At 72.6% G+C, this 19,310-nt stretch carries 22 protein-coding genes, 1 tRNA gene and 1 pseudogene; 12 read left to right on the top strand and 12 right to left on the bottom strand.

Translation table 11 applies throughout. The features are described 5' to 3' along the window. Positions 1 to 43: 43 nt before the first annotated feature. The 3 genes from IEY71_RS02045 to IEY71_RS02035 all read left to right on the top strand — a co-directional run bounded on the left by IEY71_RS02045 (position 44) and on the right by IEY71_RS02035 (position 2,665). The gene (locus IEY71_RS02045; RefSeq protein ID WP_189083643.1) at positions 44 to 1,006 is read left to right on the top strand and encodes a carbohydrate ABC transporter permease; all 963 of its coding nucleotides are present in this window, start codon (positions 44 to 46) and stop codon (positions 1,004 to 1,006) included. After that, positions 1,003 to 1,833, top strand: a complete 831-nt coding sequence (locus IEY71_RS02040) for a carbohydrate ABC transporter permease (RefSeq protein ID WP_189083642.1) — start codon at positions 1,003 to 1,005, stop codon at positions 1,831 to 1,833. The genes IEY71_RS02045 and IEY71_RS02040 overlap by 4 nt, the downstream gene beginning before the upstream one ends. A gap of 82 nt (positions 1,834 to 1,915) precedes the next feature. After that, on the top strand, positions 1,916 to 2,665 hold the full coding sequence (locus tag IEY71_RS02035) for a GntR family transcriptional regulator (RefSeq protein ID WP_189083641.1): 750 nt from the start codon (positions 1,916 to 1,918) through the stop codon (positions 2,663 to 2,665). On the opposite strand, the gene IEY71_RS02030 is transcribed toward IEY71_RS02035, so the two are convergent. Next, positions 2,610 to 3,650, bottom strand: coding sequence for a helix-turn-helix transcriptional regulator (locus IEY71_RS02030; protein ID WP_189083640.1), 1,041 nt, complete (start codon positions 3,648 to 3,650; stop codon positions 2,610 to 2,612). The genes IEY71_RS02035 and IEY71_RS02030 overlap by 56 nt on opposite strands. Before the next feature lie 103 nt (positions 3,651 to 3,753). Here IEY71_RS02030 and IEY71_RS02025 point away from each other — a divergent pair, with 103 nt between their 5' ends. Next, positions 3,754 to 4,209, top strand: coding sequence for a VOC family protein (locus IEY71_RS02025; RefSeq protein WP_189083639.1), 456 nt, complete (start codon positions 3,754 to 3,756; stop codon positions 4,207 to 4,209). Between the two features lie 75 nt (positions 4,210 to 4,284). Here IEY71_RS02025 and IEY71_RS02020 read toward each other — a convergent pair whose 3' ends face one another. Genes IEY71_RS02020 through IEY71_RS02005 form a run of 4 tightly spaced genes read right to left on the bottom strand, consistent with a single transcriptional unit; the run spans position 4,285 to position 9,855 of the window. Beyond that, on the bottom strand, positions 4,285 to 5,628 hold the full coding sequence (locus IEY71_RS02020; protein ID WP_229781487.1) for an MFS transporter: 1,344 nt from the start codon (positions 5,626 to 5,628) through the stop codon (positions 4,285 to 4,287). Beyond that, positions 5,625 to 7,268: a hydantoinase B/oxoprolinase family protein gene (locus IEY71_RS02015; protein ID WP_189083638.1), complete on the bottom strand. Its 1,644-nt coding sequence runs from the start codon at positions 7,266 to 7,268 to the stop codon at positions 5,625 to 5,627. The genes IEY71_RS02020 and IEY71_RS02015 overlap by 4 nt, the downstream gene beginning before the upstream one ends. Continuing rightward, positions 7,265 to 9,265, bottom strand: coding sequence for a hydantoinase/oxoprolinase family protein (locus tag IEY71_RS02010; RefSeq protein WP_189083637.1), 2,001 nt, complete (start codon positions 9,263 to 9,265; stop codon positions 7,265 to 7,267). Before IEY71_RS02010 ends, IEY71_RS02015 begins: the two co-directional genes overlap by 4 nt. A gap of 26 nt (positions 9,266 to 9,291) precedes the next feature. Beyond that, complete coding sequence (locus IEY71_RS02005; RefSeq protein WP_189083636.1) at positions 9,292 to 9,855, bottom strand: helix-turn-helix domain-containing protein; 564 nt, start codon at positions 9,853 to 9,855, stop codon at positions 9,292 to 9,294. A 111-nt stretch (positions 9,856 to 9,966) separates the two neighbouring features. On the opposite strand from IEY71_RS02005, the gene IEY71_RS02000 reads away from it, so the two are divergent. Next, entirely contained in the window at positions 9,967 to 11,337 is a 1,371-nt protein-coding gene (locus IEY71_RS02000; RefSeq protein ID WP_189083635.1) for an NAD(P)/FAD-dependent oxidoreductase, read from the top strand. A gap of 55 nt (positions 11,338 to 11,392) precedes the next feature. Further along, positions 11,393 to 11,767, top strand: a complete 375-nt coding sequence (locus IEY71_RS01995; RefSeq protein WP_189083634.1) for a nuclear transport factor 2 family protein — start codon at positions 11,393 to 11,395, stop codon at positions 11,765 to 11,767. Between the two features lie 18 nt (positions 11,768 to 11,785). On the opposite strand, the gene IEY71_RS01990 is transcribed toward IEY71_RS01995, so the two are convergent. The 3 genes from IEY71_RS01990 to IEY71_RS01980 all read right to left on the bottom strand — a co-directional run bounded on the left by IEY71_RS01990 (position 11,786) and on the right by IEY71_RS01980 (position 13,565). After that, entirely contained in the window at positions 11,786 to 11,977 is a 192-nt protein-coding gene (locus IEY71_RS01990) for a hypothetical protein (protein ID WP_189083633.1), read from the bottom strand. A gap of 112 nt (positions 11,978 to 12,089) precedes the next feature. Then, entirely contained in the window at positions 12,090 to 13,193 is a 1,104-nt protein-coding gene (locus IEY71_RS01985; RefSeq protein WP_189083632.1) for a fatty acid desaturase family protein, read from the bottom strand. Between the two features lie 168 nt (positions 13,194 to 13,361). Beyond that, the gene (locus IEY71_RS01980; RefSeq protein ID WP_189083631.1) at positions 13,362 to 13,565 is read right to left on the bottom strand and encodes a cold-shock protein; all 204 of its coding nucleotides are present in this window, start codon (positions 13,563 to 13,565) and stop codon (positions 13,362 to 13,364) included. A 33-nt stretch (positions 13,566 to 13,598) separates the two neighbouring features. Here IEY71_RS01980 and IEY71_RS01975 point away from each other — a divergent pair, with 33 nt between their 5' ends. Further along, on the top strand, positions 13,599 to 13,952 hold the full coding sequence (locus tag IEY71_RS01975; RefSeq protein ID WP_189083630.1) for a hypothetical protein: 354 nt from the start codon (positions 13,599 to 13,601) through the stop codon (positions 13,950 to 13,952). 158 nt (positions 13,953 to 14,110) lie between these two features. Here the strand turns inward: IEY71_RS01975 and IEY71_RS01970 are convergent, their stop codons facing one another. Next, entirely contained in the window at positions 14,111 to 14,593 is a 483-nt protein-coding gene (locus IEY71_RS01970; RefSeq protein ID WP_229781486.1) for a CinA family protein, read from the bottom strand. A gap of 167 nt (positions 14,594 to 14,760) precedes the next feature. On the opposite strand from IEY71_RS01970, the gene IEY71_RS01965 reads away from it, so the two are divergent. Then, entirely contained in the window at positions 14,761 to 15,141 is a 381-nt protein-coding gene (locus tag IEY71_RS01965) for a DUF7882 family protein (RefSeq protein ID WP_189083628.1), read from the top strand. Here the strand turns inward: IEY71_RS01965 and IEY71_RS01960 are convergent. Together IEY71_RS01960 and IEY71_RS01955 are read right to left on the bottom strand one after the other, a co-directional pair. Beyond that, positions 15,138 to 15,923, bottom strand: coding sequence for a TetR/AcrR family transcriptional regulator (locus IEY71_RS01960; protein WP_189083627.1), 786 nt, complete (start codon positions 15,921 to 15,923; stop codon positions 15,138 to 15,140). The two genes, IEY71_RS01965 and IEY71_RS01960, sit on opposite strands and share 4 nt — an antisense overlap. A gap of 32 nt (positions 15,924 to 15,955) precedes the next feature. Continuing rightward, entirely contained in the window at positions 15,956 to 16,405 is a 450-nt protein-coding gene (locus IEY71_RS01955) for a nuclear transport factor 2 family protein (protein ID WP_189083626.1), read from the bottom strand. A 176-nt stretch (positions 16,406 to 16,581) separates the two neighbouring features. Here IEY71_RS01955 and IEY71_RS01950 point away from each other — a divergent pair, with 176 nt between their 5' ends. Both IEY71_RS01950 and IEY71_RS01945 read left to right on the top strand, forming a co-directional pair. After that, positions 16,582 to 17,616, top strand: a complete 1,035-nt coding sequence (locus IEY71_RS01950) for a quinone oxidoreductase family protein (RefSeq protein WP_229781485.1) — start codon at positions 16,582 to 16,584, stop codon at positions 17,614 to 17,616. Between the two features lie 33 nt (positions 17,617 to 17,649). Continuing rightward, complete coding sequence (locus IEY71_RS01945) at positions 17,650 to 18,078, top strand: MarR family winged helix-turn-helix transcriptional regulator (RefSeq protein WP_189083625.1); 429 nt, start codon at positions 17,650 to 17,652, stop codon at positions 18,076 to 18,078. A gap of 43 nt (positions 18,079 to 18,121) precedes the next feature. Here the strand turns inward: IEY71_RS01945 and IEY71_RS01940 are convergent. After that, a tRNA-Ser gene (locus IEY71_RS01940) sits at positions 18,122 to 18,212 on the bottom strand. Positions 18,213 to 18,306: 94 nt separating this feature from the next. On the opposite strand from IEY71_RS01940, the gene IEY71_RS01935 reads away from it, so the two are divergent. After that, positions 18,307 to 19,077 (top strand): SGNH/GDSL hydrolase family protein, encoded by a 771-nt coding sequence (locus tag IEY71_RS01935; RefSeq protein WP_189083624.1) that lies wholly within the window; start codon positions 18,307 to 18,309, stop codon positions 19,075 to 19,077. 9 nt (positions 19,078 to 19,086) lie between these two features. Beyond that, a pseudogene (locus IEY71_RS01930) lies at positions 19,087 to 19,310 on the top strand (DNA repair protein RadA); the annotation flags it as partial.

The following is a 19,310-nucleotide window of genomic DNA, read 5'->3' as shown; positions in this document are numbered from 1 at the left end:
GCCGATCGCGGCCCGCCCCCGGCATCCACCCGGAGACTCCTCGATGACGACCCTCTCGCCCCCGCGCCCGGGCCCCGCCCGGGCCACCGGCAGCGCCCCGCGCCGCCGGCCGCTCCTCCGCCGCTACGACTGGGACGCGTACCTCTACCTCGTCCCCGCCTTCGCGTTCTACCTGGTCTTCCTCGTCCGCCCCGTCGTGGAGTCGATCTGGATCGCGCTGTTCGACTGGGACGGCATCACCGCGAGCGAATGGGTCGGCTTCGACAACTTCGCCGACGTGCTCGCCGATCCGCAGATCTGGCAGGCGACGCTGCACTCCCTCGTCTTCGTGGTCTTCTACGCCCTCCTGCCGACGGCGCTCGCCCTCGTCTTCGTCGGCGCGATCGCCCGCATCCGGGTGCGCGGCCTCGCCGCGTTCCGCGCGCTGCTGTTCGTGCCGTACATCCTCTCGACCGTCGTCGTCGCGATCTCCTGGCGCTGGATCTTCGCCGAGACCGGACCCCTGAACACCGCGCTGCGCGCGATCGGGCTCGACGGGCTCACCCGCACCTGGCTCGGCGACTTCACCACGGCGCTGCCCTCGGTCGGCATCATCGGCACCTGGGTGATGTTCGGCCTCGCCTTCGTGCTGTTCGTGAGCGGCCTGCAGAACATCCCCGCCGAGCAGTTCGAGGCCGCCCGCCTCGACGGCGCCGGGCCCGTGCGCGAGTTCTTCGCGGTCACCCTCCCCGCGCTCCGCGGCGAGATCCAGGTCGCACTCGTGCTGATGATCACCGCGGCGCTGCGCAACTTCGACATCGTCTGGAACACGACCGCCGGCGGCCCGGGCACCTCGACCACGGTGCCCTCCTACTTCATCTACCGCGAGGCCTTCGTCACCCACCAGGTCGGCCGCGCCTCGGCCATCGCCGTCGTGCTGACGCTGCTCATCTTCGCCATCGTCGGCGCGGTGATGTGGCTCACCCGCGACCGCGACGCCGCCGCACCCCGAGGAGGGACCCGATGAGGATCCGCCGCTCCGAGCAGCTCCTGGGACTCCTGCTGCTCATCGTCGGAGCGCTGCTCGCGCTGCTCCCCTTCCTCTCCATCGTCCTGCTCGCGCTCACGCCGTCCGGCGAGCGCACGGGCGGGGGCGGCCTGCCGTCGAGCCTCACGCTCGAGAACTTCGCGACCGCGTGGACGCGGGGCGGCTTCGGGCAGGCGCTCTGGTCCTCGCTCGTCGTGGCCGTCGCGGTCGTGCTGGGGGCGAGCCTCGTCTCGGTGCTCGCCGGCTACGCGTTCTCCACCATGCGCTTCCCCGGGCGCTTCGTGCTGCTCGGCATCCTGCTCGTCGGCCTCGTGATGCCCTACGAGGGCATCATCGTGCCGCTCTACTACCTGCTCGAGGGCATGGGCCTGCTCAACACGTACTGGGCGCTCATCCTGCCGCAGATCGCGACCTCGGTCTCGCTCGGAGTGCTGTGGATGCGCACCGCGTACGCGAACGTGCCGCGCTCGCTGGGCGAGGCCGCCTCGATCGACGGGGCCGGTCGCTGGGCGACGCTCTGGCGCGTGTACGTGCCGGTCTCCGCGCCCGCGATCGCCACCCTCGGCACGCTGCTGTTCCTGTACACGTGGAACGAGTTCCTGATGGCGCTCGTGCTCGTGCCGCAGAACCCCGACGTGCAGACCGCGCCGCTGGCCCTCTCCTTCTTCGCGGGCAGCACGCGCAACTTCGACCCCTCGGTGACGGCGGCCGCCGCCGTCATCGTCGCGCTGCCGATCCTCGTCGTCTACGCGATCTTCCAGCGCCGCTTCATCACGGGCGTCGTCGCCGGGGCGGTGAAGGAGTGAACCGGGAGCCCGGCGGCACGCGCCGGCCCGGCTTGACCGGCGGCCACCCGCTCAGGAGAATCGGGGCGGGGAGGCGGCCACGATGAGCGAACACGCGACCGCGACGGCTGCGCCGCGCCAGCTCGGGCGCACCGCGGCCCGGGCCAAGGACGCGATCCGCGAACTCATCGAGGCGGGCGTCTTCGAGCCGGGGCAGAAGCTGCCCGGCGAGCGCGAGCTCGCCGAGCGGGTCTCGGTCAGCCGGGTCGTGCTGCGCGACGCCCTCGCGTCGCTCGAGCGCGACGGCCTGCTCGAGAGCTCCCCCTGGCGCGGCTGGTTCGTCACCGCCCCGCACATGGCTGAGCGGGTCGCCCTGCAGTCGTTCACCGAGATGGCGCTCGCCCGCGGGCTGCGTCCCGGGGCCCGGGTGCACCGCAGCGAGGTGCGCCCCGCGAGCCTCGGTGAGGCGGGCAGTCTCGCCCTCGCCCCAGCCTCCCCCGTGCTCGAGGTGCACCGGGTACGCACCCTCGACGAGGTGCCGATCTGCTACGACGTGTCGATCATCCCGGCACAGCGGGCGGTGGGCCTCGAGCCCGAGATGCTCGAGGACGCCTCCCTCTACGGCACGCTCGAGTCGGTGTGCGGGCTGCGCGTGGTGCGCAGCGACTACACGGTGCGCGCCGAGGCCGCCGACGAGGCGATCGCCGCCGCGCTCGGCATCGCGGCGGGCGCCCCGGTGCTCGTCGGCGAGGAGACCGCCTCGGAGCTCTCCGGCACGCCGGTGCTGCTCGGCCGGGTCACCTACCGGCACGACGCGTACGAGTTCCAGGCGACGCTCTACCGGCCGAACTGAGTCTCGCCGCGGCCGACTCGGCCGCGACCTCGAGCTCGGGCGGGCCGAGCAGTTCGAACGGCCGCTCGAACTGCAGCAGGCGCGCGATGACCCCCGCCCACGACCAGGAGCCGAGCGCCAGCCGGCAGCGGCCGTCGGCCGCCTCGATCAGCTCGCCCGGTTCCAGCCAGGGCGCGAGCTCGGATGCCTCGGCCCGCACCACCGCCTCGCCGATGCACGGCCACGCCGGCGTGGCCCCGCTGCCGGCGTCCGCGCTGCCCGCGGCCACGTCGCGGTGCTCCACCGCCCCGCGGAAGCGCGCGGTCAGGAACGCCAGCGCGTCGCCGTGCGGGATGCGCCGCGGGGCGAAGCGCGCCCCGTGCGGCGCGCGCGGTGCCATCCGGTCGAGCCGGTACAGCCGCCAGTCCTCGCGCTCGAGCTCGAAGGCGACGAGGTACCAGCGGCCGTCGCGGGCGACGAGCTCGTGCGGCTCGACGCGGCGCGGCGGGCCGCCGTCGGCCTCGACGCCATCGCCGCGCCGGTAGCCGAAGCGCAGCACCCGGCGTTCGCGCACCGCCTCGCTGACGGCGAGGATCACCTCGGGGTCCGTGCGCACCGCGCTCGGCTCGTGCGCGAAGCGCAGTCCGTCGACGCGGTGCCGGAGCCGCGAGGGCAGCACCTTGCGCACCGTGGCGAGCGCCCGCTCGGCCGCCTCCTCGATCGCCGCGCCGCCGCCCGCGACCGAGCTCAGCGCGATCGCGAGGGCGACCGCCTGCTCGTCGTCGAAGCGGAGCGGCGGCAGCTCCTCCCCCGCGGCGAGCCGGTAGCCGCCGTCGGGGCCCATCGTCGCAGACACTCGATAGCCGAGCTCCCGCAGCCGCTCGACGTCGCGACGGATGGTGCGGGTGCTGACCGCGAGCCGCTCCGCGAGCTCGGCGGCCGGCCACTCGCGTCTCGCCTGCAGCAGGGAGAGCAGCGAGAGCATGCGCGCCGAGCCATCCGTCATGCCGTCCAGTCTGCGTCAGGTCGCGGACATTCGGTGTCCTCAACTGCGGGAACACTGGGCGCAGGCGGTCGAACCCGGCCGCCCACGACCGAGAGGAACGGCGATGAGCCTGCGCACCACCACCCACCTGAACTTCCGCGACGGCCGCGCCCGCGTGGCCCTCGAGCACTACCACCGCGTGTTCGGCGGCGAGCTCGCGCTCACGAGCTACGGCGAGCTCGGCATGCCCGCCGACGCCCCCGACGCCGAGCGGATCGTGTTCGGCAGCGTCACGAGCCCCGACGGCTTCCGCGTCATGGCCTACGACGTGCCCGGCGATGCCGGGCCGGCGGATGCCTCCCCCACCGCGACCCGGCGCGAGCACGGCGCGACCCTCACGGACCGCCCCTTCTTCTTGTCGCTCCGGGCCGACTCGCTCGCCGAGGCGGAGCGCGCCTGGGACGGGCTCGCCGAGGGGGCGGCCATCGTCGAACCGCTCGCGGCCTCGGCGTGGTCGCCGGGCTTCGGCATGCTCGCCGACCGCTTCGGCGTCACCTGGGTGATCGACGTCGCGGGCTAGCGGAACGCCGAACGGCCCCGGCCCGCGATCGTCGCGGGCCGGGCCCGCCGTACCGGTCTTCCCGGTGGGTGCGCGTCAGGCGCGGACGAGCTCGCCGTCGGCGGTCGTCGCCTCGCCCTCGCCGGCCACGTCGGGCTGCTGCAGGCGCGGCAGGATCAGCACGCAGACGATCATCACGGCGGCGGTGACCGCCGGGATCAGCGCGATGAAGAAGACATCGCCGCCGGTCGCCTCGAGGATCGCCGTCGCGGCGATCGGCGCCAGGCCGCCGCCGATGACCGCGGCGAGGTGGTACGAGAGCGAGGCGCCCGTGTAGCGGGTGTCGGTCGTGAACAGCCGCGCCACGTCGGAGGCGAGCACGCCGTAGGCCGCGCCGACGAACACCATCGAGACGCCGACCGAGACGTACAGGCCCCACGGCGGCGCCGCCGCGGCCAGGTAGAACGAGGGGAACGCCCAGAGCAGCAGCGCGACCGCGGACACGACGTTGATGCGCTTCGTGCCGATCCGCACGCTGAGCACCGCCGCGATCACGATGAACACGCCCTCGACCACCGCCGCGATGAGGTTCGCCGGCAGTGACACCGCAGAGGACAGCCCGACGGAGTCCGTCGCGTACACGAGCATGAAGCTCGTCATCAGGTAGTAGGTGAGGAACACGGCGGCGAACGAGCCGATGCCGACGAGCAGGTGCGGGGTCTGGAAGCGGAACAGCTTCACGATCGGCACGGAGCCGCTGCGCTCCTGCTTCGAGAGAGCCGCGAACTCGGGGCTCTCGGCGACCTTCGAACGGATGATGAAGCCGATCGGGATGAGCACGATCGAGGCGAGGAACGGGATGCGCCAGGCCCACTCCTGCATCGCCTCCTGGCCGAACGCGGCGTTCACCGCGAGGGTCATCGAGGTCGCGAGCACGAGGCCGATCGGGGAGCCGAGCTGGGCGAAGGAGCCGAACAGCGCCTTCTTCTCCGGCGGCGCGTGCTCGACGCCGATGAGGGCGGCGCCGCCCCACTCGCCGCCCGCCGCGAGTCCCTGGCAGAGCCGCAGGGCGACGAGCAGCACGGGCGCGGCCGCACCCCAGGCGTCGTAGCCCGGCAGCAGGCCCATCGCGAAGGTCGCGACGCCCATCATCAGGAGCGTGATGATCAGCGTCTTCTTGCGGCCGATGCGGTCGCCGATGTGGCCGAAGATGATCGCGCCGAGGGGGCGGGCGACGAAGCCCACGCCCATCGTCGCGAAGAGGATGAGGACGCCGGTGAGCGGCGACACCTCGGGGAAGAAGACGACGTTCAGCGCGAGGGCGGCGGCCTGCGCGTAGACGAAGAAGTCGTACCACTCGATCGAGGTGCCGATCACGGCCGCCGCGGCGACGCGGCGCATCGAGGTGGGTTGGGAGGTGGTGGGGGAGGTGGTGCTCATCGCTGATGCTCCTTCGCATAGCCATCGGTGGTGTCGGATTCTCGGGCGCGCGCCGAACGGGAGCCGGGGTCGCCGATGCCGCCGCCGCCTCCGGTCAGCACCTCGATCCGGTCTCCGCGGTCGAGCGTGCCGCTGAACACGGCGGTGATCGGCTCGACGCGGCCGTCGGCCCGCGTCAGCCGGAAGCGGCCGACCGCGCCCGGCTCGCCGCCGGCGAGACCGGGGGCGCCGCTGCGGTGCCGGTCGGCGTAGCCGGCGATCTGCACGCCGTCGGCGAGCGCCTCGTAGACGCGGCGGATGCCGAGGCCGCCGCGGTGCTCGCCGTCGCCGCCGCTCGACTCGACGAGCGAGTACTCGGTGATCGCGAAGTGCGAGTAGTCCGTCTCGAGTGACTCGATGGGCGCGTTCGCGCAGTTCGAGATGGGGTTGTCGAGGGCGTCGGCCCCGTCGTGCGCCTGGCATCCGCCCCAGCCGCCGCCGAGGATCTCGACGACGACCTGGTAGTCGCCCGTCGCGGCGAGGTGGCTGATCGCGAACGCGGTCGTGGTGTCGAAGCCGGTGGCGACCGCGGCCTCGGGCACCGCCTGCCCCATCGCGCTCACCACGACGTTGAAGACCCGGCTCGCCGGGGTGAGCCGGGCGCGCACCGCCGCCGGAGGCGCGGGATTCAGGATCGAGCCGTACTCGGTGAGCACGGTGATCGGCCGGTTGCAGCCCTCGTTGAACGGGATGTCGGTGTCGCTGATCATGCAGCGGATGGCGCTCTGCACCGCGGACACCGTCGAGGCGTAGGGGCAGTTCACGTTGCCGACCACCTGCGGTCCGCTGCCGCGCAGGTCGACGACGATCTCGTCGCCGGCGACCGTGAGCACGACCTCGACGGGGATGTCGCCGGCGCCCCACGGCGAGCCGTCGACGAAGTCCGCCGCGCGGTACTCGCCGTCGGGGATCGCCCGGATCGCGCTGCGGAAGCGGCGCTCGGCGTAATCCTGCAGCTCGTCCATCGCCGCGAGCGTCGGGTCGAGCCCGTACCGCGCCGCGATCTCGGCGAAGCGCTGCTGAGCGATGCGGTTCGCGGCGAGCTGCGCCTCGAGATCGCCGATGACGAGGTCGGGCACCCGCACGTTCGCCTCGATGATGCGCCGCACGAAGCCGCGCTCGCCCCAGTCCCGGCTGAGCGAGAAGGTCGACACGGGCAGGCGCAGCCCCTCCTGGTAGATCTCGGTCGCGTCGGCGCTGAGGCCGGCGTACGCCCCGCCGACGTCGACGTGGTGCGCCGTGGTCGCCGCGAAGCCGACGAGCGAGCCGTCGAGGAAGATCGGGTTGAACAGGTAGATGTCCTGCAGGTGCTGCCCGCCCTTGTACGGGTCGTTGTAGAGGATCGCGTCGTCCTCGGTGAGCGCGTCGACGTCGAGCTCGGCGAGCGCGTGCTGCAGGGCGATGGCGACGCCCGCCGTCATGATCGGGATGCACTCCGCCTGCGCGACGATCGCGCCGCGGCGGTCGGCGAGCGCGACCGAGAAGTCCCGCGCCTCACGCACGATCGAGGAGAACGCGGCGCGGCGGAGGTTCACCGCCATCTCGCGGGTGAGCGACTCGAAGGCCGACTTGAAGAGGCCGAGTTGGTGCTGCTGGGTCATGCGGCGCTCCGTTCCAGGAGGAGGTTTCCGTGCTCGTCGATCTCCGCCAGCCAGCCGGCGGGCACGAGCGTGGTCGAGGTGTCGTCGGCGACGACCGCGGGCCCCTGCACCGGCGCGGACATGCCGCCGCGGTGCAGCACCGGGGCGTCCCGGCGCTCGCCGTCGACGAGGATCGAGGTCGTGCCGGCCGGAGTGTCGTTCGCGGCGGTCTGCACCGCGGCGACGGGCGGCTTCTCGCCGGTGAGCCGGAGGCGCACCGTGACGAGCTGCGCGGCGCGCTGTTCGCTCGAGTGGCCGAACTGCCGGTGATGCGCGGCGTGGAAGCCGGCGAGCAGCTCACCCGCCTCGTCGCCCGGCGCGAACGGCACCGCGAGCTCGAAGCCCTGGCCGCGGTAGCGGATGTCGGCGAGCCAGCTCGCGACGAGCCCGCCGGCGGCGACGCCGGTCGCGGCGATCTCGGCGCGCGCGGCGGCCTCGATCTCGCGGCAGGCGGCCGCGAGCTCGGCGGCGGAGACCGCGGCGAGGTCGGGCTGGAACCAGGTGGCCGAGAAGTCGCGCTTGAAGGAGGCCGTGAGCAGGCCGTAGGCGGAGGTGAGCCCCGCGTGCGGCGGCACGAGCACCCGGTCGATGCCGAGCTCCTCGGCGACCGAGGCGGCGTGCAGCGCACCGGCCCCGCCGTAGGCGATGAGCGCGGCGCCGTCCAGCTCGTGGCCGCGCTCGAGCGAGACCTCGCGGATGGCACCGGCCATCGTGACGTCGGCGAGCTGCAGCGCGTCGGCGGCGACCTGCTCGACGGAGCGCCCGAGGGCGGCGGCGAGCGGCTCGAAGGCGGCGCGCGCGGCATCCCGGTCGAGCTCGAAGCGACCGGCGAGCCGGGCCCCGGCGGGCATGGCGCCGACGAGGAGGTTCGCATCGGTGATCGTGGGTCGGGTGCCGCCGCGGCCGTAGCACGCGGGGCCGGGGTCGGCGCCGGCGCTCTCCGGGCCGACCGAGAGCAGTCCGCCGGCGTCGATGTGCACGATACTGCCGCCGCCCGCGCCGACGGTGTGGATGTCGACGAGCGGCACCCGCAGCGGCAGGCCGTCGACGACGGTCCCCGTCGCGAGCTCGGGCTCCTCGCCCTCGACGAAGGAGACGTCGGTGCTGGTGCCGCCCATGTCCATGGTGACGATGCGGTCGACGCCGGCCGCGGAGGCGATCGTGACCGCCCCGCTCACGCCCGCGGCGGGCCCGCTCAGCAGCATGGTCACGGGCCGGGAGATGGCGGCCTCGGGCGGGACGATGCCGCCGTTGGACTGCATGACGGCCATCGAGCGGATGCTGCGCTCGGCGACGTGCGAGCGCAGGTTCTCGAGGTAGACGCCGACACGGGGACGGATGAAGGCGTCGACCACCGTCGTCGTGGTGCGCTCGTACTCGCGGAACTCGCGCACGACCTCGTGGCTGAGTGAGACCGGCAGACCGAGCCCGGCGGCCTCGATCGCGGCGGCGATGCGGCGCTCGTGCTCGGGGTTGGCGTAGGCGTGCAGCAGGCAGACCGCGATCGCGGAGACCCCGGCCTCGGCCAGCGTCGCGACGGCGCGGGCGACGCCCTCCTCGTCGAGGCCGCGGAGCACCTCGCCCTCGGCCGACACGCGCTCGTCGACCTCGACGATGTGGCGGCGGGCGACGAGCGGCTCGGGCTTGGTGTAGCCGAGGTCGTACATCCGGGTGCGGTCCTGGCGCTGCAGGAAGACGAGGTCGCGGAAGCCCTTCGTGGTGATGAGGCCGATGGGGCCGCCCTTCCGCTCGAGCAGGGCGTTGGTGGCGACCGTGCTGCCGTGCATCAGCTCGGCGCCGTCGACGAGCTCGTCGGGAAGCCCGCCGAGGCCCTCGAGCACGGCGAGCGAGGGGTCCTCGGGGGTGGAGAAGACCTTGTTCGTCGCGACGATCCGTCCGACGTCATCGACGACGACGACATCCGTGAAGGTGCCGCCGCATTCGATTCCGATGCGCATGGTGTTCCTCTTGCTTTCTGTGGGGGTCAGTAGCTCGGCGGCGACATGAGCCACACGGCGACCGCGCGGCCGCCGTCGGCCTCGCGCGCCCGGTGCGGCGTCGAGGACGCGTAGGAGATGCTGTCGAGCGGGCCGAGCACGTGGGTCTCGGTGCCGATGGTGACCTCGAGCCGGCCGCTCACGACGAGCAGGGTCTCTTCGGAGTCCCCGTGGGCGTAGAGCTCGTCGCCGGTCGTGCCGTGCGCGTCGAACTCGCCGATGAACGATTCGAGCTGGGTGTTCGTGGTCGGCGTGATGCGCACTTTGCGCGCGCCGATGCCGTAAGGGTTGAAGTTCGCCGAGGCGTGCCGGTGCACGGAGAGCTGGCGGCGCTCGTTGAAGAGGTCGCCGACGGGCATCTCGAGGGCGGCGCAGATGCGTTGCAGGGTCGCGATGCTCGCGCTCGCCCGGTCGCGCTCGAGCTGGCTCAGGAAGCTCTCGCTGATGTTCGCCTCGGTCGAGACGCTCGCGAGCGTCTTGCGCAGCACCCGTCGGCGTGAGCGCAGGCGTTCGCCGACGGTGTGGGTGTTCGGGAGCTCGTTCTCCGGCATGGCCACGAACGTACAGCAGAGTTCACACCCACGCAAGAAGACTTGAATATTGGTTCAGAAAACTTTACAGTCAAGGGGCAACGACGAGGTATGTGAAGGGCGGAACCCCACGTGATCAACGGTGAATTCGGCTTCTGGGCGAACCGGAACGAACCCATCCGAGCCGACCCGCTGCGCGAGTCCGGCCGCGCCGACGTCGTGATCGTCGGCGGTGGGTACACCGGCCTCTGGACCGCCCTCGCCCTGCGCGCGGCCGACCCCTCGCTCGACATCGCCGTGCTCGAGGCCGAGCAGTTCGGCTTCGGCGCCTCGGGTCGCAACGGCGGATGGCTCTCCTCGAAGCCCGTCGGGATGCGCCGCGTGCTTGCCCGCGGCAGCGGTCGCGAGGCCGTGCTCGACGTGGAGCGGCGTCTGCTCGAGACCATGGAGACCGTCGTCGACGAGTTCGCCGCGGCGGGCGTCGACATCGGCGCCGAGCGCGGCGGGTGGATCCAAGTCGCCCGCACCGCCCCCGAGCTCGCCCGCCTGCAGTCGAGCCTCGCCGGCCATCGCTCGTGGGGCCTCGGCGAGGAACACGTGCGCCTCGTCGACGGCGACGCCCTGCGCGAGCGCATCGACATCCACGACGCCGTCGGCGCCCTCGTCTCCCCCGACTGCGTGCGGGTCGACCCGTTCCTGCTGCTGCGCGGCGTCGTCGAGCGGGCGCGCGCCGCCGGCATCCGACTCTACGAGCGCTCCCGCGTCACCGCCGTCGAGCCCGGCGCCGTCCGCGTCGGCGCGCTCGAGCTGCGCGCCCAGCGGATCGTGCTCGGCACCGAGGGCTACACCGCCGGCCTCGCCGGCCGCGGTCGCGAGATGCTGCCGCTGAACAGCGCCATGATCGCGACCCGTCGGCTCGACGACGCCGAGTGGGCCCGGATCGGCTGGGACCCGGCGGCCGGGCTGTCCGGCTCCGCGCACACCTACTTCTACGGCCAGCGCACGCCCGACGGCCGCATCATCATCGGCGGCCGGGGCAAGCCGTACCGCTTCGGCTCCGGCTTCGACGACCGCGGCCAGGTCGACCACGGCACCGTCCGCGCGCTCGAGGCCATCGTCGAGGACCTCTTCCCCGGCCTCGGCGCCGAGGCGGAGTACGCCTGGTGCGGCGTGCTCGGCGTGCCCCGCGACTGGACGCCGTTCATCGACTGGGACTCCGGCAGCGGCATCCTCCAGCTCGGCGGCTACGCCGGTCAAGGGGTGACGGCGGCGCGGCTCGCGGCCGATGCGGCGGCCGCGCTCCTCACCGGCAGTGACGACCCGATCGCCCGCATCCCCTGGGTCCGGCAGCGCCCGCGGCGCTGGGAGCCGGAGCCGCTGCGCTGGATCGGGGCGAACGGCCTGTACCGCGCCTACTCCGTGGCCGACTGGGTCGAGCAGCGCTCCTCGAGTCCGCGCACTTCCGTGATCGCGAAGGTCGCCGATGTGATCGCCGGGCGCTGACGATCCCGCGGTCAAGCCCTCCCGGCGCCCGCGAGGATCGCGTAAATTCCGCCGCATGACGGCACTCACCCTCGAGACCCTGCTCGCCCTCGAGCGCGACGGCTGGAACGCGCTCTGCAGTGCACGCGGCGGGCGCTTCTACGGCGAGCTGATGACGGCGGAGGCCGTCATGGTACTCGTGAACGGCATGGTCCTCGACCGCGACGCGGTCGCCGCCTCGCTCGACGAGGCGCCGCCCTGGGCCGAGTTCGAGCTCACCGAGCCCAGGCTCGTGCGAATCAGCGACGATGCCGCGGCGCTCGTCTACCGGGCGCGCGCGGCGCGCGACGGCGATGAGGACCCGTTCTCCGCCCTGATGACGAGCGTGTACGTGCTCCGCGACGGCCGGACGCGGCTCGCGCTCTACCAGCAGACGACCGTCACGCACTGAGCCCCGGCAGGCAGCGCCTCACGACTCGCGCCGCGAGCCGCCGTCGGGGTCGCGCCGGCCGAGCACGCGCTGCCACCAGCCGCGCTTCGGCGGCGCCTCGGGCTCCGGCTCGGCCTGCGGCTGCTCGCCCTTCCAGATCAGGTAGGCGAGATACGGGTCGTCCTCGGGGTTCGTCGGCGGCGGCGCATCGCGACGTCGTCTGATGCCCATCGTCGCGCCTCCCCCGTCAGCCCCGGTCCCCGGTTCCATCCAGTGTCCGCCATCCACCCGGGAACTCCCCCAGAGCCACGGACGAGCGGCGCGGCGGACGAGCAGCGCGCGCTCAGCGGTACCTGGCGGCCACCGGGCAGTCGAAGGGGTCGCGGGCGGCGAGCCCGACGCGGTTCAGGTACGCGATCACGATCGCGTAGGAGCGCCACATCGACGTCTCGGCGTACGGCACGTCGTGCGTCTGGCAGTACTCGCGCACGATCTCCCGGGTCTGGGCGAGGTGCATGCGGGACATGCTCGGGAAGAGGTGGTGCTCGACCTGATAGTTGAGGCCGCCGTAGAGCCACGTCGCCCACCAGCCGCCGCGGATGTTGCGTGAGGTGCGCACCTGCTTCTGGAAGAAGTCGAGCTTCGCGTCGGGGGCGATCACCGGCATGCCCTTGTGGTTCGGCGCGAAGGAGGCCCCCATGTACACGCCGAAGACGGCGAGCTGCACACCGACGAAGGCGAACGCCATGCCGAGCGGGAGCACGAGGAACACCGGCACGAAGAGCACGGCGAAGCGCGCCGCGATGAGGCCGAGCTCGGTCCAGCGGCCGGACACGGGGCCGCGGGCGAAGAGATACCGGAGGCTCTGGAAGTGCAGGTTGAGGCCCTCAAGCGTCAGCAGGGGGAAGAACCACCAGCCCTGCTTGCGGGTGAGGAGCCGGCGCAGGCCACGGGCAGCCGCGGCATCCTCGTCGAGGAAGGAGATCGTGTCGACCTCGATGTCGGGGTCCTTGCCGACGCGGTTCGGGTTGGCGTGGTGCCGGCTGTGCTTGCTGTCCCACCAGCCGTAGCTCATGCCGACGAGGCCGGCGAGCACCCTCGCGAGCCGGTCGTTCGCGGGCCCGGAGGCGAGGATCTGGCGGTGCGCCGCCTCGTGCGCGAGGAACGCGAGCTGCGTGAACAGCACACCGAGCGCCCCGGCGATGAGCAGCTGGTACCAGCTGTCGCCGAGCAGGATGAAGCCGGCGACCGCTCCGCCGAAGCCGAGCGCGATGCCCGCGCCGACGAGGCCGTAGAACCACGGCGTGCGGCGCAGGAGCCCGGTCTCGCGGACGATCTGGGAGAGCTGGCTGTAGGCCCGGGTGATCGGCGGGAAGTCGCCGGCGCGGGCGTAGGTCTGTCGGACGGGGCCGAGCACGGCCTCCTGGACGATGGGGACGGTCGGCATGGGGGCTGCCTGTCTGTGCTGGGCCGCGAGTCTTCGGCCGTGAAGCCAAAGGCGGGTGCCCATCGCTGTCCCCACGCTAGGCGGCGAACCATGCCGCTGCCTGCATACCTCCCGTGACCCTGCTGGGAGTGGACGGCCGACCCCGCCTCGACGGGGCCGGCCGGGAGCTCACAGGCCGCGGATGTTGGTGGCCTGGAGGCCCTTCTGACCCTGCTCCACGTCGAACTCGACGCGCTGGTTCTCGGTCAGCTCGCGGTAGCCGCTGCCGGTGATCGCGCTGAAGTGCGCGAACACGTCGGCGGAGCCGTCGTCGGGAGCGATGAAGCCGAAGCCCTTTTCAGTGTTGAACCATTTGACGATGCCGGTGGCCATGACGTCATTCCTTCGTTGTCTGGGACCACGGGTGTGATCCGTGAATCCGCGGCGACGGCGCCGCCGCGGGGCTTTGGTGCGCCGGGCGAGGTGGTCGCCGGCGGAGTGGATGCCTGGAGGGCTCGCCGTCTCGAGGGCGAGGAAGGCCGCATCGAGCGAGTCGCAGCGGGCCACGGCGCGGCCGATCGCGTCGGAGACGAGGAAGGCGTCGCCGTCGGCCACGACGTGCCCGGCGTATTCGCCATCACGCGTGGCGCTGTGCACGTCGTGATCGGCTTGCCGCCAGTGCAGGCGAGGGGACGAACTGGTGAAGAGCAGAGAGATGAGAACGATCGTTTCGATACGGCGGCCGGCGTGACGTCGACGTCAGCGGCTGCGGGAAGCTGAGGATGCGCTCCAAGCGCGGTGGTGGAATCGGGACGCGTTGAACGCGACGGTGCTCGAAGATGACGGGCACTCGGGCGTGACGACCGGTTGGGCTGCACGGTGAGTCACTGCGTCCCAGTGTACGCGATGCAGCTGAGAGTTCCAGGGGGTGCGGCCGGTCAACCCCCGCGCAGGCCCTCCAGCAGCGCCGAGAGCGCCGCCCGGATGGTCGCCGCGACGACCTCGGCGGGGTCGCCGTCGAAGTGGTGCTCGCCGTTGCGCACCTCGTCGCCGAGGGCGACCGCGACGTAGACGGTGCCCGCCGGCCGCCCCTCCTCCTCACCGGGGCCGCCCACCCCCGTCACCGCGACGGCGGCATCGGCGCCGAGCCGCTCCCGGGCGCCGGTCGCCATCTGCTCGGCCGCGCGGGCGGTGACGACCGGCCCGGGCGTCACCCCGAGCACCTCGAACTTCACGGATGCCTCGTACGCCACGATGGATCCCGCGAACCATTCGCTCGCGTCATCCGCCTTTCCGAGCGCGACCGCGATGGCGCCGCTCGTCAGCGATTCCGCCGCCCCGATGCGCAGCCCGCGCCGACCGGCCTCCGCGGCGACCGCCTGCGCCAGCCGCTCGGTCTCCTCGTCCGTTCCGTTCCGCACCGGCATCCCGCTCCTCCGTTCCCCAGCACCGTCCCGCACGGCATCGGATCACGTCAAGCCCCTGCCGCAGGCGTGCAGGAGCCGCAATACGCAGCGAGCAGGACGGAACGCGCAGTCGCCCGCCGACGACTTCAATACAACCGGAGAAAAACGGTACGGTCGGCGTCATGGGAACGCTGTACTACGGGGACTCGCAGACCCCGATCGGGATCGAGGATCGCGCCCTCGCGCATCTGAAGATCGTCCTGACCACCAAGCTGCGCCGCAACGAGAGCTTCACCCTGTCCTGGCGGCACCCGGACGACGAGCCGCGCGGGCGCGAGACGCTCTGGCTGCACCCGGCCATCCCGCTGCGCTTCGTCTTCACCGAGCCCGAGCGCCCCGAGCTCAACGCTCAGTGGCTGGAAGACCTCATGCGCTCGGCGAACAGCACGGGCGGCATCGAGCTCGTGCCGGAGCACCTCGACCCCGAGCCCATCCCGGTCGACCCGCGGCAGCCGATCGGCGTCGGCGCCGACGTGCAGGACGTGGAGCCCGCGCAGGACTAGCCAGCGTCAGGGGCCCCGGCGGCCAAGACTCCGAGCGACGACAGGATGACCTCGAGCCCGAACTCGTAGGCGTGCTCGGGGTCGTGGGCACTCCCCCGTGCCTCGCCCGCGGCCGAGCCGATCCGCGACGCGAGCGGATACGCGTCGTCCGTGACGAGTCCGGAGAGGATCGGGCCGGCGACCGCCCACCAACCGCGATCGTCGAGGCCGCTGGCCGCGCGGCTTCGTTCGGCGGCGAGGGCGTCCGCGGCATTGGCCCGCACGAACGACAGGACGAGGGTGAGCGCGTCGTCGACCTCCAGGTCCGAGAGCCCGGATCCTGCGAACGCGCCCAGCTCGTGCTCGTACTTGGCGAGCTGCCCCGGTCCGAGCGGCGGGCGGAGCGTCGACAGCTCGGCGGCCCACGGGTGCGCCAGGTAGAGCGCCCGGTTCGCGTCGGCGAGCGCCCGGACTCGCGCGCGCCAGTCGGTGCCGCCGTGCGGCGTCCGGGGCATCCCCTCGTACACGCGGTCGAACATGAGGTCGACGAGCTCGGCGCGGCCGGGCACATAGCGGTACAGGCTCATCGGCTTCGTCGCGAGCCGCTCGGCCAACCGGCGCATGGTGAGCGCAGTCATCCCCTCGGCGTCCGCGAGCTCGATGGCCGCCTCGACCAGCCGGTCGACGCTCAAGGTCGGGCGCGGACCCGGCCGGGACGCCGGCTGGGCGAGTCGGGCGCGCCAGAGCAGGCGGATCGACGCGGCGGGATCGCCGGCGCTCGTGCCGGTGCGGTCGTCGGGCATACGGCCATTCTCCCCCGGCGCCGATCAGCGGGTCACAACTGCTCCTGCCATCCGCCCGCCACCATCGTCTGGAAGCGCCAGCCGTCGGCCGAGCGCACCAGCAGATCGCCGTAGCGCATCTGCTGGGTGTGCCCGCCGACCTCGAAGCTCGCGTCGGTGACGACGAAGCAGAGCGCCGGCGAGAGGAAGATCGGATGCCTCGTCGAGTGCATCGTCAGCTCGGCGGAGTTCGCGCCGACCACCTCGCGCATCTGCGCCAGGTACCGGTCCCGGTCGCAGGCCGCGGCGATGCCGTAGCCGTCGGCGTCGTCGGTGACTTCGTTGATCGGGAAGGCGGCGAGGTCCGCCATGCCGTTCAGGTCGCCGGCGGCGACCCGCTCGTCATAGTGGTCGAACCAGGCGAGCACCTCGGCGAGCTGCTCGGCGGTCGCGTCGCCGCCTGCGGCGGCAGCGGTGATCTCGTGCGTTTCTGTGGTCGTCATGCGTCGTGCTCTCTTTCCGGTCCTGGTCGCGTTCTCAGTGCGCGATCCATTGAAACGCGTACAGCGTACCCAATTATTCCGTCAGGGCTGAGGCTTGGGTGGTCCGCGGGGCAAATTCCTTGATCGACTCATGCATCGATGCTTTAGTTGATTCGATCAAGCAAATAGGAGCACGCATGCGCACGCAACCTCAGCCGCCGTCCCCGACGACGGCGCCCGCCCAGATGAACGCCGTCGTCCTCGACCGCTTCGGAGACGAGGACGAACTCGCCGTCCGACGGATCGCCGTCCCCGAGCTGGGCGCACGCGAGGTCCTCATCCGGGTGAGCGTGGCGGGCGTGGCCTCCTGGGACGCCGAGGAGCGCGGCGGGCACTACGACGGCGTGTTCGGCATCCCGTCGCGCTTCCCGTACATCCTCGGCTGGGACGCGGCCGGCACCGTCGCGGCGGTCGGCACCGAGGTCACGCGCTTCGCGGTCGGCGACCGCGTCTACGCGGCCTCCATGCCGGTGCCGCGCGGAGGCTTCTACGCCGAGTTCGGCGTCGTCGACGAGGAGCACGCGGCGCACCTCCCCGAACCGCTCTCGATGGAGCAGGCCGGCGTGATGGCCTGGGACGCCCTGACCGCGCAGAGCGGCCTCGAACTGCTCGACCTCCGCCCCGGCCAGACCCTCATGGTCTTCGGCGCCAGCGGAGGCATGGGCCACCTGGCGGTGCAGCTGGCGCGGCACCGAGGCATCCGGGTCCTCGCTGTCTCCTCCGGGGCCGACGGCGTCGCCCTGTCGCGGGCGCAGGGCGCGGACGCGGTGGTCGACGGCCGCACCCAGGACGTGTTGGCCGCGGCGGAGGCGTTCGCCCCGGGCGGGATCGATGGCGCGCTCGCAACGGCGGGCGGCCCGGCCGCCGAGCGCGCGCTCCGCGCGGTCTCCCCTACCGGGCGGATCGCTTGGCCGAACGGCGTGCATCCCGTCACCTCCTCCGCGCCCGCAGCGCCGATCCTCCGCTTCGATGGAGACCGGAGCCGCGCGGCATTTGACCGGCTCAACGCCGTCATCGCGGCGGGCGCGTTCACGCCGCACGTCGCGCAGCGATTCCCGATGGCCCGGGTGCAGGACGCCCATCGCGCGCTCCGCGAGCACTACATCGGGAAGCTGGCGTTGCTCGTCGCCGACGACGAGGCCGCTCCGGGTTCGCCGGCGCACCGGCCCTGATTGCTTGATCGGCTCCAGCGTTAGGATCGGGGCATGGCGCTCCCCCTCCGCATCGCGACCGAGACCACGGAGGCCGAGGGCGTGCTCCTCGACCTCGTGAACGCCTACGAGCAGGCGTTCGAGCGGGCCGCCGCGTCCGTGCAGCTGAGCGCGGCCCAGGCGTGCGTGCTCGGCCGGCTCTCCGAGCACCGCTCGATGGGCGGGCTCGCCGCGGAGCTCGGCTGCGACGCCTCGAACATCACGCAGATCGTCGGCCGCCTCGACGGGATGGGGCTCACTTCCCGCGAGGCATCCCCGACGGACAAGCGCGTCAGGATGGTGGCCCGCACGGCGGCCGGCGAACAGCTCACCGAGCGATTCGACCGCGCCTTCGGCTTCGCCCGCGAGGCCCTCGGCCGACTGTCGCCCGACGAGCAGGCGCAGCTGACCTCGCTGCTCCGGAAGGCCCTGCCGTCCCAGTAACGCAGAAAACCCCCGATCTCAGCTGAGATCGGGGGTTTTTCACTGGCGGTGACGGTGGGATTTGAACCCACGGTAGGGGGTTACCCTACACAACTTTTCGAGAGTTGCACCTTCGGCCGCTCGGACACGTCACCGGGATCGATAGTAGACGATCCCGCCCGGCTGGCCAAAACGAACGGACGGCGGATGGCTCAGCAGACGTTCAGCGGACACCCATAGTTTCGTCGCATGCCCGCTCCGCACCGTCTCGCCACCATCGCGCTCGTCGCGGGAGGCGTCGGTGCCGCCGCGGCTGCCGGCGCCCTCGGCTGGCGCGCCTTCGGCGAGCGCCGGCGCGAGCAGTCCGCGGTGCTGAACGAGACGCTCCCCGTGCACTCGAAGTGGTGGCGTGAGCTCGCGAAGACCCGCGGCGAGCTGCTCTACGTCGCGATCGGCGACAGCGCCGCCCAGGGCATCGGCGCAAGCCGTCCCGATCTCGGCTACGTCGGCCTGCTCGCCGACGAGCTCCGCAGCCGCAGCGGGCGCACGGTGCGGGTCGTGAACCTCAGCGTCTCCGGCGCGACCGTCGGGCTCGCGGTGCGCGACCAGCTCCCCCGCTTCGGCAAGCTGCGCCCCGACGTCGTCACCGTCGCGATCGGCGCGAACGACATCGCCGACTGGGATGCCGCGGCCTTCGCCGAGGGCATCCGCGCCGTGTTCGACGCGGTCCCCGAGCACGCCGTCGTCGCGGATCTGCCGTGCTTCTACTTCCCCGCGAACGAGCGCAAGGTCGCCGAGGCGAACGCGATCCTCCGCCGTGAGGCCGCGGCGCGCGGACTCGTCGTCGTGCCCCTGCACGAGGCGACGAGGCGGCAGGGCGTGCGCGGCATCCTGACCGGCTTCGCGAAGGATTGGTTCCACCCGAACGACCGCGGCTATCGGGTCTGGGCGGGCGCGTTCCGGCCCGCGGTGATCTCGCGCCTGGCCGAACTGCGGGGGCGTGTCGGGGGCCCCGGCTAGGCTCTGGGCATGGCCCGAACGAGCACCGCCTTCCGCTGCACCGAGTGCGGGTGGAGCACCGCCAAATGGGTCGGTCGCTGCGCCGAGTGCCAGCAGTGGGGCACCGTCGTCGAGGCCGCGGCGCCCACCGGCATCACGCGCACCGTCAAGGCCGCGGCCATCGCGCCCTCGCAGGCCGCGCGGCCCATCGCGCACATCGAGGTCGCGGCCACGAGCCACCGCCCCAGCGGCAT

The sequence above is a fragment of the Agromyces mediolanus genome, assembly GCF_014648575.1.
In the GTDB taxonomy this organism is placed as follows: domain Bacteria; phylum Actinomycetota; class Actinomycetes; order Actinomycetales; family Microbacteriaceae; genus Agromyces; species Agromyces mediolanus.
This window is presented reverse-complemented; position numbering and strand designations above follow the sequence as displayed.

Excerpts from the sequence above, each read along its gene's own strand:
- IEY71_RS02010 (WP_189083637.1), bottom strand. The coding sequence starts at position 9,265 with ATGCGCATCGGAATCGAATGCGGCGGCACCTTCACGGATGTCGTCGTC.
- IEY71_RS02005 (WP_189083636.1), bottom strand. The coding sequence starts at position 9,855 with ATGCCGGAGAACGAGCTCCCGAACACCCACACCGTCGGCGAACGCCTG.
- IEY71_RS01995 (WP_189083634.1), top strand. The coding sequence starts at position 11,393 with ATGACGGCACTCACCCTCGAGACCCTGCTCGCCCTCGAGCGCGACGGC.
- IEY71_RS02030 (WP_189083640.1), bottom strand. The coding sequence starts at position 3,650 with ATGACGGATGGCTCGGCGCGCATGCTCTCGCTGCTCTCCCTGCTGCAG.
- IEY71_RS02040 (WP_189083642.1), top strand. The coding sequence starts at position 1,003 with ATGAGGATCCGCCGCTCCGAGCAGCTCCTGGGACTCCTGCTGCTCATC.
- IEY71_RS01990 (WP_189083633.1), bottom strand. The coding sequence starts at position 11,977 with ATGGGCATCAGACGACGTCGCGATGCGCCGCCGCCGACGAACCCCGAG.
- IEY71_RS01950 (WP_229781485.1), top strand. The coding sequence starts at position 16,582 with ATGCGCACGCAACCTCAGCCGCCGTCCCCGACGACGGCGCCCGCCCAG.
- IEY71_RS02025 (WP_189083639.1), top strand. The coding sequence starts at position 3,754 with ATGAGCCTGCGCACCACCACCCACCTGAACTTCCGCGACGGCCGCGCC.
- IEY71_RS02035 (WP_189083641.1), top strand. The coding sequence starts at position 1,916 with ATGAGCGAACACGCGACCGCGACGGCTGCGCCGCGCCAGCTCGGGCGC.
- IEY71_RS01985 (WP_189083632.1), bottom strand. The coding sequence starts at position 13,193 with ATGCCGACCGTCCCCATCGTCCAGGAGGCCGTGCTCGGCCCCGTCCGA.
- IEY71_RS01980 (WP_189083631.1), bottom strand. The coding sequence starts at position 13,565 with ATGGCCACCGGCATCGTCAAATGGTTCAACACTGAAAAGGGCTTCGGC.
- IEY71_RS02045 (WP_189083643.1), top strand. The coding sequence starts at position 44 with ATGACGACCCTCTCGCCCCCGCGCCCGGGCCCCGCCCGGGCCACCGGC.
- IEY71_RS01965 (WP_189083628.1), top strand. The coding sequence starts at position 14,761 with ATGGGAACGCTGTACTACGGGGACTCGCAGACCCCGATCGGGATCGAG.
- IEY71_RS02015 (WP_189083638.1), bottom strand. The coding sequence starts at position 7,268 with ATGACCCAGCAGCACCAACTCGGCCTCTTCAAGTCGGCCTTCGAGTCG.
- IEY71_RS01960 (WP_189083627.1), bottom strand. The coding sequence starts at position 15,923 with ATGCCCGACGACCGCACCGGCACGAGCGCCGGCGATCCCGCCGCGTCG.
- IEY71_RS01935 (WP_189083624.1), top strand. The coding sequence starts at position 18,307 with ATGCCCGCTCCGCACCGTCTCGCCACCATCGCGCTCGTCGCGGGAGGC.
- IEY71_RS01955 (WP_189083626.1), bottom strand. The coding sequence starts at position 16,405 with ATGACGACCACAGAAACGCACGAGATCACCGCTGCCGCCGCAGGCGGC.
- IEY71_RS01945 (WP_189083625.1), top strand. The coding sequence starts at position 17,650 with ATGGCGCTCCCCCTCCGCATCGCGACCGAGACCACGGAGGCCGAGGGC.
- IEY71_RS02020 (WP_229781487.1), bottom strand. The coding sequence starts at position 5,628 with ATGAGCACCACCTCCCCCACCACCTCCCAACCCACCTCGATGCGCCGC.